Here is a 12,606-nt window from a genome sequence, read left to right on the forward strand (position 1 = left end):
CCGCACCCCCCGGAAGGGGGATGCGGCCGACGTCATGCCGTATCGAGTGCTACCTGGTCCTGAGGGCCTGCTGGATGCTCTGCATGATCTCGTCGAGCGGCGCGTCCGTACGGGCCACCGCGACCAGTACCTCGTCGCTGGTCGACACCGAGGCCGCGGCCGCCTTCGGCTTGGCCGTACGGCCGGCGCCGATGCCCGAGCCGAAGGTCTCCCGCACGATCGCGAAGGCGTGGTCGAGCTGGCTCTCCACATCGCCCTGGCCGCCGGCCCGCAGCCAGCGGCGCAGCACGTGGTTGTGCGCGGTGACGACCGCCGAGGCGGCCACCTCCGCGAGCAGCGGGTCGTCGTTCCCCGGCTGGTGGTCGTGCTCGTCGAAGTGGCCGAGCAGATAGCGCGTGAAGAGGCGCTCGTAGCGGGCGACCGAGGCGATCTCGGCCTCCCGCAGGGTCGGCACCTCACGGGTCAGCTTGTAGCGGGCCACGGACACCGCGGGGGAGCCCGCGTACATCTTCATGACCTCTTTGATGCCCCGGCACACGGTGTCGAGCGGATGCTCATGAGGGGGCGCCGCGTTCAGGACCGCCTCGGCACGCACCAGGGTGTCGTCGTGGTCGGGGAAGATCGCCTCTTCCTTGGAGCGGAAGTGACGGAAGAAGGTCCGCCGGGCGACCCCGGCGCGGGCCGCGATCTCGTCGACGGTGGTCGCCTCGTACCCCTTCGCGGAGAACAGGTCCATCGCCGCGGCCGCCAGCTCACGGCGCATCTTGAGGCGCTGTGCGGCCGCCCTGCTGCCCGCGGCACTTTCCGGGGCGTCGGGCACAGCGTTCGTACGGGAGGACCTGGCTGGCTGGGGCATGGACCGAACGTACTGCATATTCGCAGGAAGTCGTGCCCACGGGGGCGGGCTGCCCGGAGGATCCAGCAGCCCGCCCCACCCCGCCTCCGGATCAGCGCCGGGCATACTCGCGGAATCCGCGGCCCGTCTTACGGCCCAGGCAGCCGGCCGCGACGAGGTGTTCGAGCAGCGGCGCGGGGGCCAGGCCCGGGTCACGGAACTCGGCGTGCAGCACCTTCTCGATGGCCAGGGAGACGTCCAGGCCCACCACGTCGAGCAGTTCGAACGGGCCCATCGGGTAGCCGCCGCCCAGCTTCATCGCGGCGTCGATGTCGTCCAGGGTCGCGTAGTGCTCCTGCACCATCTTGATCGCGTTGTTGAGGTACGGGAAGAGCAGCGCGTTGACGATGAACCCGGCGCGGTCGCCGCAGTCCACCGGGTGCTTGCGGATCTTCGCGGTGACCTCGCGGACGGTGGCGTGCGCCTCGTCGGAGGTGAGCACCGTGCGGACCACCTCGACGAGCTTCATCGCGGGCGCCGGGTTGAAGAAGTGCATCCCGATGACGTCCTGCGGGCGCGAGGTGGCGCGGGCGCAGGCGACGACGGGCAGCGAGGAGGTGGTGGTGGCGAGCACCGCGCCCGGCTTGCAGATCTTGTCCAGGGCCGCGAAGAGCTGCTGCTTCACCTCCAGGTCCTCGGCGACCGCCTCGACCGCGAGGTCGACCTCGGCGAAGGCTTCCAGCGCGCCCGCCGCCGTGATGCGGGCCAGGGTCTCCTCGCGCGCCTCGGCGGTGAGCCGGCCCTTGTCGACGGAGCGCGAAAGCGACGTGCCGATACGGGACTTGGCGGTCTCGGCCTTCTCCAGGCTGCGGGCCGCGAGCACCACGTGGTACCCGGCCTTGGCGAAGACCTCGGCGATGCCGGAGGCCATGGTGCCCGAGCCGGCCACGCCGACCGAGCGGATCTCCCGGCCGCCGCCCAAGCCCGCGATGGCGTCCGGCGTCTGGGCGTCGGGCACCACGACCGAGCTGCCCTCACCCTCGTACGTGTAGAAGCCGCGGCCGCGCTTGCGGCCGGTGAGCCCCGCCTCGGTGAGCTGGCCGAGGATGGGGGCGGGTGCGTGCAACCGGTCCTGGGAGGAGGCGTACATCGCCTCCAGGACGGTCCGCGCGGTGTCGATGCCGATCAGATCGAGCAGTTCGAGCGGGCCCATCGGCAGTCCGCAGCCGAGCTTCATCGCGGCGTCGATGTCCTCGCGCGAGGCGTACTTCGACTCGTACATCGCGGCCGCCTGGTTGAGGTAGCCGAAGAGCAGCCCGTCGGCGACGAAACCGGGGCGGTCGCCGACCGCGACGGGCTCCTTGCCGAGGTCGAGGGCGAGGGCGGTGACCGCGTCGACGGCCGGGGGAGCGGTGAGCACGGACGAGACGATCTCGACGAGCTTCATCGCGGGCGCGGGGTTGAAGAAGTGCAGGCCGATGACGCGCTCGGGGTGCGCGGAGTCGGCGGCGAGCCGGGTCACCGAGAGGGCGTTGGTGCCGGTCGCCAGAATCGTGGTGGGCGCGACGATGGAGTCGAGTGCGTGGAAGACCTGCTGCTTGAGCTCGTACGACTCGGGCACGACCTCGATGACGAGCTCGGCCTCGGCCGCGGCCTGGAGGTCGGTGAAGGTACGGAACCGGGCGAGGATGTCGCCGCGCTCCTGCGGGGTGATCCGCTCACGGGCCACCGCGCGGGCCGTGGAGGCCTCCAGGGCGGCCACCGCCTGGCGGCCGGCGCGCTCGCTGATGTCGATGCCGATGACCTCGCGGCCGGCGCGGGCCAGGACCTCGGCGATGCCGGTGCCCATCGTGCCGAGTCCGACCACGGCGACAGTGTTCAGGGGGACGTCCATCACGGGACTCCAGGGATGAGTGACGACTGAGAGAGGGCGCACGCGACCGGCATCAGGGGGCGCTCGAATACGCCAACGGGCGCACGGCGTGCGGGAGGTGAGTCGTGGTGCAAGGGCCGACGGCCCTGTCCCGGGGCACGTCGTACAGAACTGCCGAACCGACGATCACTCGCGGTGGCTGCGTCACCAGGCCACCGGAGTCGCGGGGGTTACCCGCTCACCTGAGATTAACTGGCGAGTAACGAGCGCGCCAGACCTGAGGCGGCATCGGTCCATGTGATCTGGCTCGCCCGCTCCTGAGGAGCGGCGTGATCCGGCCCGCCCCGCCGCGGAGGAGCGGCCGGTGCGCGGCCGCCGGGCTCCGGTCAGCCGGGCCCGCGCGGCGGTCCACCCGCGTTCCGCAGCTCCTCGGCGGCCCGCTCCGCCCACGGCCGGGCGCCGATGCGCTCGAAGGCGAGACGCGCCGAGCGCAGCAGCGGGCACGCCTCGGCGGTCCTGCGCTGTGCGCGCAGCCAGCGGCCGTAAGCGAATTCGGCACGTGCCCGCGGCCACGGCCAGCGGGCCAGGTTGTCGGCGAGGGCCCGCCGGAACAGGGTCTCCGCCTCCACGTCGTCGGCAAGCATCGCGGCCGCGTACCGCAGCTGGACGCGCAGCAGGGAAGCCGGGGACCCCGCGGTCCGCCGCGCGAGGGCGGCGACCACGGCCGCGGCCTCGCTGCGGCGGTGCGGTGACACGGCCGCCTCGGCCAGGAACCCGATCGCCCCGAAGCTCTCCCGGCACCACGAACCACCGTCCGGTACGCCCGAGTTGAGGCCCAGAACAAACCGAGGGGGCGAGTGGGGGTCTGGGCCGCTCGGGCCGGGTGAGTGGGGGTCTGGCCGGTCCCGGTCGGGTGAGTGGGGGTCTGGCCGGTCCCGGCCGGGCGGGTCGGGATCGACGCCGCTCTCTTCGGGGAACAGCGCCCGCAGCAGCGCGTACGCGTCGCCGTAACGCCCGTCCGCGCAGGCCGCGATGCCGCGCACGAGGCGCACCCGCGTGGCCGCGGCGGCGCTCGGCCCGCCGGCGTCGAGGGACTCGGCCCGGTCCGCGAGGCGCAGCGCGGCCCCGGTGTCACCGCCGAGGGCCGCCGCCTGCGCCCCGACCGTCAGCGCGTCCACCTGGCACTCCGGGTGCCCCGGGCCTTCCGCGGCGAGACGGCGGATCTCCTCGGCGGCCCGGGCCGCCCGGTGCCAGTCGCCGAGTTCGAGCAGAGCCTGGGCGTGGACGACGAGGGCATGGGGGAGCGGGCCGGGCCGGCCCTGATCGCGCAGCAGTGTCTCCGCGCGGTTGAGGCAGTCCGCCGCGAGCACCGGCTCGCCCACCGCGTACGCGGCCGTCCCGAGCATCCGCAGATCTTCTGCATCGGACATGCTCTCCGTGCGGAACCTGCCCAACTGGCCCACCACCAGCTCGGCTTGGCGCACGGGCTGGGCCAGGGCGAGGGTCGCGATCCGGCGGGGTTCGCACTCCGAGCCGGCCGGTGGCGCGGCGAGGGCGACGATGCGCTCGCGCGCCGCCGCCCCCGCCTGCGCCCGCCAGCCGAGCCGCGCGGCGGCGAGCAGGAGGTCGGGCGCGAGCGGCGGGGCGCCGCCGGGCAGGGCCCGCTCGGCGGCGGCGCACAGGTTGAGCACCTCGGCGTCGGCGTCCCGCCTGCCGGTTCCGTGGCTCGCGTCCGGGCGCGCCGTCCGGTCCGGGCCGTGCTCGGCCCGTCGGCCGGGTAATCGGGGGCGCGCGGGCCGTTCACCCCGCGCGGGCACACCGTTGGGCTCCATGGAACCGCTCCTTGCCCGTGGCATTTTCCCGGCGGACACCGGGATCCGATCATCCTTGGGGTGCCAACGCCCTTGCGCTACTAGGCTTTTGGACATGGATGAGGAGTTCCGGTCCTTGCTGGACCGGGTGCGGGCCGAGAGCGGCGGACCACCGGCGTACGAGCGGCTGATCGCCACCGTCGACCAGGGTGAGCTGGCGGCGGTGCTCATCGAGCCCGAACGCCCGCTCTGGGCACGGGAGATCGCCGCTTTCCGGCTCGGGGTCGCGGGGGACCGGCGGGCCTTCGAGTCGCTGATCCTGCTGCTCAACCACCGGGACCCGGAGCGCTGTGCGACCGCCGCCTACGCCCTGGCCCGGCTCGGCGACCCGCGCACCGCACGGGCCGCCGCGGCCCTCGCCACCAACGAGCTGCGCACCGCCTATGCGCTGCACCCCGTACGCCTGCTCACCGCCCTGCGCGCCCCCGAGTCCGTACCGGCCCTGATCAAGACCCTGCGGCCACTGCTCTCGCCGCACAATCCGTACGGGCGTGTGGCCACGGCCTGCATCGAGGGCCTGGGCGAGCTCGGTGACAAGCAGGCCGTCGAGGTGCTCGGCGAAGCCTTGGCCCACCCCCGGCTCGCCCGCTCGGCGGCCTGGGCGCTGCGCCGGATCCAAGCGGGCCGGGGGCGCTAGCCCCTCGGCTCCACTCGGGCGGCCCGGGGCGCGTGGCCGCTTCGCTCAGGCGTGCTCGGCCGGGTCGGTCACCGCGAACGCCTCGATCTCCACCAGGAGTTCGGGCCGGAACAGGGCGCTGACCTGGACCGCGGAGCTGGCCGGCAACTGCTCGGAGGTGATGACGGCGTCGCGGGCGGCGCGCACGGCGGGCAGGTGGGCGATGTCCGTGACGAAGTAGGTCAGCTTCACCACGTCCTCGAACGTGGCGCCCGCCGCGGCCAGGCAGCGGCGCAGGTTCTCGAAGACCTGGTCGGCCTGGGCCCGCACGTCACCCTCGCCGACCACGTCGCCCTTCTCGTCCAGCGCGCACTGCCCGGATATCGCCACGAACCGGCCGGTGCCCCAGACGACATGGCTGTAGCCGTTGCCGGGAGAGATGCCTTCGGGGGCGAGGATGCGAGTCGGTGAAGTCATGGTCACCATCCTCGCGCACACCACTGACAATCGGTCCGGGACCCCCGAGTAGGGAACGGTCGGCTGAGGGCCGCCGGCCCGCTCAGAGCAGTGTGAGCTGGGTCGGTTCGGGCTCGGCGGGCGCCGGGGCTGCCGGAATGCGCCGGGCGGCGCCCCGATGCGCGGGGCCGATACCGAACTCGGTGGCGAGTTCGTGCACCTGGCCGGTGATCCGGCGCTGGTACCACTTCGGCGCGTACGCCCCCTCCGCGTACAGCCGCTCGTAGCGCCGCACCAGATGGGGATGGTGCTGCCCGAGCCAGGCCATGAACCACTCGCGCGCGCCCGGCCGCAGATGGAGCACGAGCGGGGTCACCGAGGTGGCGCCCGAGGCGGCGATCGCGCGGACGGTGGCGCGCAGCTGGTCGGGGTGGTCGCCGAGAAAGGGGATCACGGGCGCCATCAGGACCCCGCAGCCGATGCCGTGTCCGGTCAGTGTGCGGACGACGTCCAGGCGGCGCTCGGGGGCGGGGGTGCCCGGCTCGACCGTGCGCCACAGCTCGCGGTCGACGAAGCCCACCGAGACCGAGATGCCCACCTCGGTCACCCGGGCCGCCTCCTTGAGCAGCTCCAGGTCGCGCAGGATGAGCGTGCCCTTGGTCAGGATGGAGAACGGGTTCGCGTGGTCGCGCAGTGCGGCGATGATGCCCGGCATCAGCTGGTAGCGGCCCTCCGCACGCTGGTAGCAGTCGACGTTGGTGCCCATCGCGATGTGCGCGCCCTGCCAGCGGCGCGAGGCCAGATGTCCGCGCAGCAGCTCGGGCGCGTTCACCTTCACCACGATCTGGGAGTCGAAGCCGAGGCCGGTGTCCAGGTCCAGATAGCTGTGCGTCTTGCGGGCGAAGCAGTACACGCAGGCGTGCGAGCAGCCGCGATAGGGGTTGACGGTCCATTCGAACGGCATCCGCGAGGCGCCCGGCACCCGGTTGACGATCGAGCGGGCCCGGATCTCGTGGAAGGTGATCCCGCGGAACTCGGGGGTGTCGAACGTCCGGGTGGTCACCGCGTCCGCGGCGAACAGCGCGGCGGTGCGGCCCGTACCCTCCGGGGCGTCGTCATCGGCGAGATTCTCCCAGCGCATGAACGCCTCCTTGCTTCCCGTGGGCCCTGTTCGGTCCCGCCCACCCCTGAATAGAACACATGTTCCCTTCTTGATCGCAACCCGGATTAGGACCGGAGACCCCGAGGTGGTTGGCTTGGCCCACCCCGAACCCCGGAAACACAAGTGCTGGAGGAAATGCCATGGCGCAGGTCGAGGCCACGACGGAGCGGATCGTCGCGGCGGATCCGGAGACCGTGTTCGACATGCTGGCCGACTACAAGGACGGCCGCCCCAAGCTCCTGCCGGAGCACTTCAGCGAGTACGAGGTCCGCGAGGGCGGCGACGGCGAGGGCACCCTCGTCCACTGGAAGCTCCAGGCCACCAGCAAGCGCGTCCGCGACTGCCTCCTTGAGGTCACCGAGCCGACCGACGGACAGCTCGTCGAGAAGGACCGCAACTCCTCCATGGTCACCACCTGGACGGTCACGCCCGCGGGCGAGGGCCGCTCCAAGGTCGTCGTCAGCACCGTGTGGAACGGCGCGGGCGGCATCGGCGGTTTCTTCGAAAGGACCTTCGCGCCCAAGGGACTTGGCCGCATCTACGACGCGATCCTCGCCAAGCTCGCCGCCGAGGTCGAGAAGTAGCCCGCTCGAACCCTGTCGTACGGTCACCGGTTCGGGTGGATTTCCGTTCCGGTCCGTTGTGCGCCGTAGGTGCTCCCGCCAGCGCTTAAGCCCCCGGCGCACGCCCGTCGCCCCCCTCGTCTCGCTTGCCCCGGATGTCGGCCAATGCGAGAAATGCCTCGGCGCAAGCGCGACGAGGGGAGAGTTACGTGGGCGGGATCACTCTGGTGAAGGACGACGAGCGGGCTGTCGAGCCCGTTCCGGTCCCGGCACCACCACCGGAGGACCAACTCCCGCAGCCCGAGGCCGCGTTGGACCCGCGCCGGGTGCGCATGGTCTTCCTCGGCCTGATGCTCACCCTGCTGCTCGCGGCGCTCGACCAGATGATCGTCGCGACCGCGCTGCCCAAGATCGTGGGCGATCTGCACGGCCTGGACAAGGTTTCCTGGGCCGTCACCGCCTACCTCCTCGCGTCCACCATCGGACTGCCGATCTACGGCAAGCTCGGCGACCTCTTCGGGCGCAAGCCCGTCTTCCAGTTCGCGATCGTCGTGTTCGTGATCGGCTCGGCGCTGGCCGGCTGGTCACGCACGATGAACGAGCTGATCGCCTTCCGCGCGATGCAGGGCATCGGCGGCGGCGGACTCATGATCGGCGTCCAGGCGATCATCGCGGACATCGTGCCGCCCCGGCAGCGCGGCCGGTTCATGGGCCTGATCGGCGCCGTCTTCGGACTCGCCTCGGTGGCCGGACCGCTGCTCGGCGGCTTCTTCACCGACCACGCCTCCTGGCGCTGGTGCTTCTACATCAACGTGCCCTTCGGCCTGGTCACCCTCGCCGTCATCACCGTCGTACTGAAACTGCCCCGGCCCCGCGTGCGGCCCCGGCTCGACATCCTCGGCATGCTGCTGCTCGCCACCGCCTCGACCTGCCTGGTCCTGCTGACCAGTTGGGGCGGCACCGAGTACGCCTGGGGCTCACGCACCATCCTGGGCCTCGCGGCGGGCGCCGCCGGAACGACCCTGCTGTTCCTGGTCGTCGAGAACTTCGCGGCCGAACCGGTCATCCCGCTCAGGCTGTTCCGCGACTCCATCTTCAACATCTCGGGCCTCGTCGGCGCCGTCATCGGTGTCGCCCTCTTCGGGGCCGCCAGCTATCTGCCGACCTTCCTCCAGATGGTCGACGGCGCCAGCGCCACCGAGTCCGGACTGCTCGTGCTGCCCATGATGGGCGGCATCGTCGGCGCCTCGATCATCTCCGGACAGCTCATCAGCCGCACCGGGCACTACCGGATCTACCCGATCCTCGGCGGCGCGATCTCCGCCGTCGGCATGTGGCTGCTCTCCAAGCTCGGCACCGACACCCCGCGGCTCGACTACAGCCTCTGGATGGCCGTGCTCGGCGCGGGCATCGGCCTGGTCATGCCGGTCCTGGTCCTCGCCGTGCAGAATGCCGTGGACCCGGCCGACCTCGGCACCGCCACCAGCGCCAACAACTACTTCCGGCAGATCGGCGGCAGCGTCGGCGCGGCGATCTTCGGCACGCTCTTCACCAACCGCCTCGCCCACGCGCTCACCGAACGCCTTCCGGCCGGAGCCCATCTGCCCGACCCCGAGTCGATCACTCCGCAGCTGGTGCACGCGCTGCCGCCCGCGCTGCGCGACGGCTACATCCGGGCGTACGCCGACGCCATGCCGCGGATCTTCCTCTACCTCGTGCCGGTGCTCGTGCTCGGCTTCGTCCTCGCCTTCTTCCTCAAGGAGAAACCGCTGGTGTCCCACAACGCCCCCGCCACCGAGACCGCGCCCGTGACCGACACCGCGCCCCTGCCCCATGCCCGCACCGCGCCCAACTCCGGCTACGTCAGCGGCGTTCCGGTCACCGGCACCGTCCAGCACCACGACGGCAGCACCGTGCCGCGCGCCGCCCTCACCCTCGTCGACGTACGCGGCCAGCAGGTCGGACGCGGCGCCAGCGGCGCAGACGGGCGGTACGCGCTGAGCGTGCCCGGCGCCGGCTCCTACGTCCTGATCGCCGCGGCCGGCGGCCACCAGCCGCAGGCGGTCGCCGTGACCGTGGGCGAGCGCCCGGTCGACCTCGATGTCGTCCTCGGCGGCGCGGGCCGCCTCGCCGGCACGGTGGTCACCGCCGACGGCACCCCCGTACGGGACGCCGCCGTCACCCTCACCGACGTACGCGGCGAGGTGGTTTCCGCGACCCGCAGCGGACGCGAAGGAACGTACGTCATCGGGGAGTTGGTGGCGGGCGAGTACACCCTGGCCGCCAGCGCCCCCGCCTTCCGCCCCGCCGCCCTTCCCGTCAGTGTGCAGGCCTCCCGCGAGACCCGCCAGGACATCGAGCTGGCCGGGGGAGCGGTCCTGCGCGGCACGGTCCGCGCGGGCGGCGGCCGCCCGGTCGAGGATGCGAGGGTCACCCTGCTCGACGCCGCGGGCAACGTGGTCGACACCCTCACCACGGGCCCCGACGGCACCTTCCGCTTCGTGGACCTGTCCTCGGGCGAGTACACGGTGATCGCGGCGGGGTACCCGCCGGTGGCCACCGTGCTCCAGGTGGCGGGCGGCGGGCGGACCGAGCGGGATCTTCAACTGGGGCACGAGGACTGACCTTTGGTCAATGCGGGCGGCATGTGCGCGCGGGCGCACGCCCATTCACAGGTTGGCTCCCGCGCGGCACCGCGAACCCCGTACGGTGGTGGGACAGCCGCCGTTTCTCGCGGCGGGGAAGGAGCCTTCCACCCATGGACAGTGGTACTCCGCCGAAGCTGCCGCACCAGGTCGCCGCGGCCGGCCGGATCCCGCTCGCCGTGATCGTCGTGGACGGTGACGGCCTCGTGTCGCACTGGTCCTCGGGTGCCCGCAGGCTGTTCGGTGCCGGCAAGGAGGAGGCGGTCGGCAGGCCGGCCGCCGATCTGCTGCCCGTCTCCGGTGCCCTGGAGCAGAGTTACGACGACTACGACGTGTTCGACGAGTTCGGCCCCGGCCTCGACGCGCCCCTCGCCGGCCGCACCGCCTACCCCAGCGCGGGGCGGGCCGCCCTGTCCGAACCGGGCCGCGAGCGCACGGATGTGCTGTGGTGGGCCTATCCGCTGGTCGGCCCCGGGCCCGAGCGCCTCCTGGTCCTCGCGGCGGACGCCCGCCAGCTCCAGGAGGAGGGCGACGGCGACGACGGCTCGGTCGAGCGGATAGCTCCCGGCTTCGCCCTGCACACCGACTTCCCCGGCGCCGACGAGCTGGCCCGGCGGCTGCCCGAGATCCTGCCCAGCATGAGCGTCGGCGAGAGCTCCCGGATAGTGGCCCAGGTCCTGGAACTGGGCTATCCGGTACTGGAGTTCAGCCAGCACGACCGGGTGCCCGTCACCCCCGACTGGGGCGTGCCCCGGCGCGCCGAGCACCGGGCCGCACGGCGCCGCCACCCCCTGGAGCCGGTCACCCAACCCCAGCCGCCCGCGCCCGAGTTCGCCGCCGACCTCGAATACGCGGCGGTGCGCGAGCGGCTCGAATTCCTCAACGAGGTCAGCGGCCGCATCGGGTCCTCGCTCGATCTGTCCCGCACCATCCAGGAAGTCAGCGCCGCCGTGGTGCCGCGCTTCACCGACGTCGCGGGCACCTATCTGCGCGAACAGGTCATCGCGGGCGAGGGCTTCCCCGACGGGCCACCCGACGAGCGGACCCTGTGGCACCGGGTGGCCGTCGAGCACGTCGACGCCCCGGGCCGCTGGGACGACGTGGTGCCGGTCGGCGAGTCCATGCCCTTCCCGGCGCACACCCCGTTCTTCCAGTGCATGACGTCCGGCGACCCGGTGCTCGTGCCGCGGATCAGCGAGCAGATGGGCACCGCCATCGCCTCGCAGTTCGAGAAGCGCGACATCCGCCCGCTCATCAACGGCCGTTCGATGCTGGTGGTGCCGCTCAAGGCGCGCAACGTGGTGCTCGGCTTCATGATCCTGCTGCGGCACGCCGAGCGGGCCGAGTTCAACGACATGGACCGCGTCACCGGCGCCGAACTGGCCGCCCGGGCCGGGCTCGTCCTCGACAACGCCCGCATGTACACCTACCAGGAGAGCGTCGCCGACACCCTCCAGGACTCGATGCTGCCGCAGGTCGCCCCGCGGATGGCCGGCTGCGACACGGCGACGCGCTATCTGCCCGGCACCCTGCTCGGCCGGGTCGGCGGCGACTGGTTCGACTCGATCAAACTGCCCGGCTCACGCACCGCCCTGGTGGTCGGCGACGTGATGGGCCACGGCCTCAACTCGGCAGCGATGATGGGGCAGTTGCGCACCGCCGTGCAGACCATGGCGGCGCTCGACCTGCCGCCCGACCAACTCCTGCGCAACCTGGACGACTTGGCGCAGCGCCTCGGTGAGCACTACCTGGCCACCTGCCTGTACGCGGTCTACGACCCGATCAGGGGTGAACTCCTGATGGCCAACGCGGGCCATGTGCCGCCGGTGATCGTACGGTCGGCGGACGGCCGCAGCGAACTTCTGGAACTGCCCACCGGAGCCCCGATCGGCGTCGGCGGAGTGCCGTTCGAGACGGCCCGCATCAAGGTCGATCCCGGCGACCGGCTCGTCATGTGCACCGACGGGCTCGTCGAGGTGCGTGGCGAGGACATAGGGGTCGGCCTCGCCACGCTCGCCGAGTCGGCCGCCCACCCCGCGGCCTCCATGGACGACGCCTGCGACACGATCATCCGCGCCCTCAACACCCGCGGCGGCCGCAAGGACGACGTCGCCCTGCTCCTGGCCCGGCTCAATGGCATCGCCCGCGAGGACGTCGCCGAGTGGCGCCTGGACGCCGACCCGCGCGAGGTCGGCCGGGCCCGCCGCCTGGTCCGTGAACAGCTCGCGCTGTGGGGCCTGTCGGAGGTCGGTGAGACCGTGGAGCTGCTGGTCAGCGAGGTCGTCACCAATGGAGTCCGGCACGCCCACGGCCACCAGGTCGAGCTGCGCCTGGTGCGCAGCGAAGCGCTGCTGTGCGAGGTGGTCGACGACGACCACGCCCTGCCGGCGCTGCTGAGCGCGGGCCCGGGCGACGAGGCGGGCCGGGGCCTGCGCGTCGTCAACGCGCTCGCCCGCGAGTGGGGCACCAGCCGCACCGGCGGCGGCAAGACCGTCTGGTTCGACGTGGCGCTCCCGAACGGGGGACGCTGCCCGCGCTGACACCCCGCGGCGCACGAGTGGCGAACGCTGCCCGTGGGTCCGCCC

General features: G+C 72.5%; 9 protein-coding genes. 4 read left to right on the top strand and 5 right to left on the bottom strand.

Going from position 1 to position 12,606, the window contains the following annotated elements:
• Positions 1–49: 49 nt before the first annotated feature.
• The 3 genes from ACFYNP_RS04990 to ACFYNP_RS05000 all read right to left on the bottom strand — a co-directional run bounded on the left by ACFYNP_RS04990 (position 50) and on the right by ACFYNP_RS05000 (position 4,540).
• Positions 50–856: a TetR family transcriptional regulator gene (locus ACFYNP_RS04990; protein WP_388403939.1), complete on the bottom strand. Its 807-nt coding sequence runs from the start codon at positions 854–856 to the stop codon at positions 50–52.
• A 91-nt stretch (positions 857–947) separates the two neighbouring features.
• Positions 948–2,729 carry a 3-hydroxyacyl-CoA dehydrogenase family protein gene (locus ACFYNP_RS04995; RefSeq protein WP_388403940.1) on the bottom strand — a complete coding sequence of 594 codons (1,782 nt, stop codon included), beginning with the start codon at positions 2,727–2,729 and terminating at the stop codon, positions 948–950.
• Between the two features lie 365 nt (positions 2,730–3,094).
• Positions 3,095–4,540, bottom strand: a complete 1,446-nt coding sequence (locus ACFYNP_RS05000; protein WP_388782713.1) for a hypothetical protein — start codon at positions 4,538–4,540, stop codon at positions 3,095–3,097.
• Positions 4,541–4,634: 94 nt separating this feature from the next.
• On the opposite strand from ACFYNP_RS05000, the gene ACFYNP_RS05005 reads away from it, so the two are divergent.
• Positions 4,635–5,216: an adenylosuccinate lyase gene (locus tag ACFYNP_RS05005; RefSeq protein ID WP_388403944.1), complete on the top strand. Its 582-nt coding sequence runs from the start codon at positions 4,635–4,637 to the stop codon at positions 5,214–5,216.
• 45 nt (positions 5,217–5,261) lie between these two features.
• Here ACFYNP_RS05005 and ACFYNP_RS05010 read toward each other — a convergent pair whose 3' ends face one another.
• Together ACFYNP_RS05010 and ACFYNP_RS05015 are read right to left on the bottom strand one after the other, a co-directional pair.
• Complete coding sequence (locus ACFYNP_RS05010; RefSeq protein ID WP_388403946.1) at positions 5,262–5,672, bottom strand: RidA family protein; 411 nt, start codon at positions 5,670–5,672, stop codon at positions 5,262–5,264.
• An 82-nt stretch (positions 5,673–5,754) separates the two neighbouring features.
• Positions 5,755–6,792: an Rv2578c family radical SAM protein gene (locus tag ACFYNP_RS05015; RefSeq protein ID WP_388782716.1), complete on the bottom strand. Its 1,038-nt coding sequence runs from the start codon at positions 6,790–6,792 to the stop codon at positions 5,755–5,757.
• A 161-nt stretch (positions 6,793–6,953) separates the two neighbouring features.
• Here ACFYNP_RS05015 and ACFYNP_RS05020 point away from each other — a divergent pair, with 161 nt between their 5' ends.
• The 3 genes from ACFYNP_RS05020 to ACFYNP_RS05030 all read left to right on the top strand — a co-directional run bounded on the left by ACFYNP_RS05020 (position 6,954) and on the right by ACFYNP_RS05030 (position 12,561).
• A complete protein-coding gene (locus ACFYNP_RS05020; RefSeq protein ID WP_100575176.1) occupies positions 6,954–7,397 on the top strand; it encodes an SRPBCC family protein in 444 nt (147 codons plus the stop codon).
• 188 nt (positions 7,398–7,585) lie between these two features.
• Positions 7,586–10,000, top strand: a complete 2,415-nt coding sequence (locus ACFYNP_RS05025; protein WP_388782719.1) for an MFS transporter — start codon at positions 7,586–7,588, stop codon at positions 9,998–10,000.
• A 134-nt stretch (positions 10,001–10,134) separates the two neighbouring features.
• The gene (locus ACFYNP_RS05030; RefSeq protein ID WP_388782722.1) at positions 10,135–12,561 is read left to right on the top strand and encodes a SpoIIE family protein phosphatase; all 2,427 of its coding nucleotides are present in this window, start codon (positions 10,135–10,137) and stop codon (positions 12,559–12,561) included.
• The last annotated feature ends 45 nt before the right edge of the window (positions 12,562–12,606 follow it).

Source organism: Streptomyces sp. NPDC006691 (genome assembly GCF_042869955.1).
Classification (GTDB): domain Bacteria; phylum Actinomycetota; class Actinomycetes; order Streptomycetales; family Streptomycetaceae; genus Streptomyces.

Bases quoted from the DNA above. Each gene is read 5' to 3' on its own strand.
- ACFYNP_RS04995 (WP_388403940.1), bottom strand. From the start codon at position 2,729: ATGGACGTCCCCCTGAACACTGTCGCCGTGGTCGGACTCGGCACGATG.
- ACFYNP_RS05005 (WP_388403944.1), top strand. From the start codon at position 4,635: ATGGATGAGGAGTTCCGGTCCTTGCTGGACCGGGTGCGGGCCGAGAGC.
- ACFYNP_RS04990 (WP_388403939.1), bottom strand. From the start codon at position 856: ATGCCCCAGCCAGCCAGGTCCTCCCGTACGAACGCTGTGCCCGACGCC.
- ACFYNP_RS05000 (WP_388782713.1), bottom strand. From the start codon at position 4,540: ATGGAGCCCAACGGTGTGCCCGCGCGGGGTGAACGGCCCGCGCGCCCC.
- ACFYNP_RS05010 (WP_388403946.1), bottom strand. From the start codon at position 5,672: ATGACTTCACCGACTCGCATCCTCGCCCCCGAAGGCATCTCTCCCGGC.
- ACFYNP_RS05015 (WP_388782716.1), bottom strand. From the start codon at position 6,792: ATGCGCTGGGAGAATCTCGCCGATGACGACGCCCCGGAGGGTACGGGC.
- ACFYNP_RS05020 (WP_100575176.1), top strand. From the start codon at position 6,954: ATGGCGCAGGTCGAGGCCACGACGGAGCGGATCGTCGCGGCGGATCCG.
- ACFYNP_RS05030 (WP_388782722.1), top strand. From the start codon at position 10,135: ATGGACAGTGGTACTCCGCCGAAGCTGCCGCACCAGGTCGCCGCGGCC.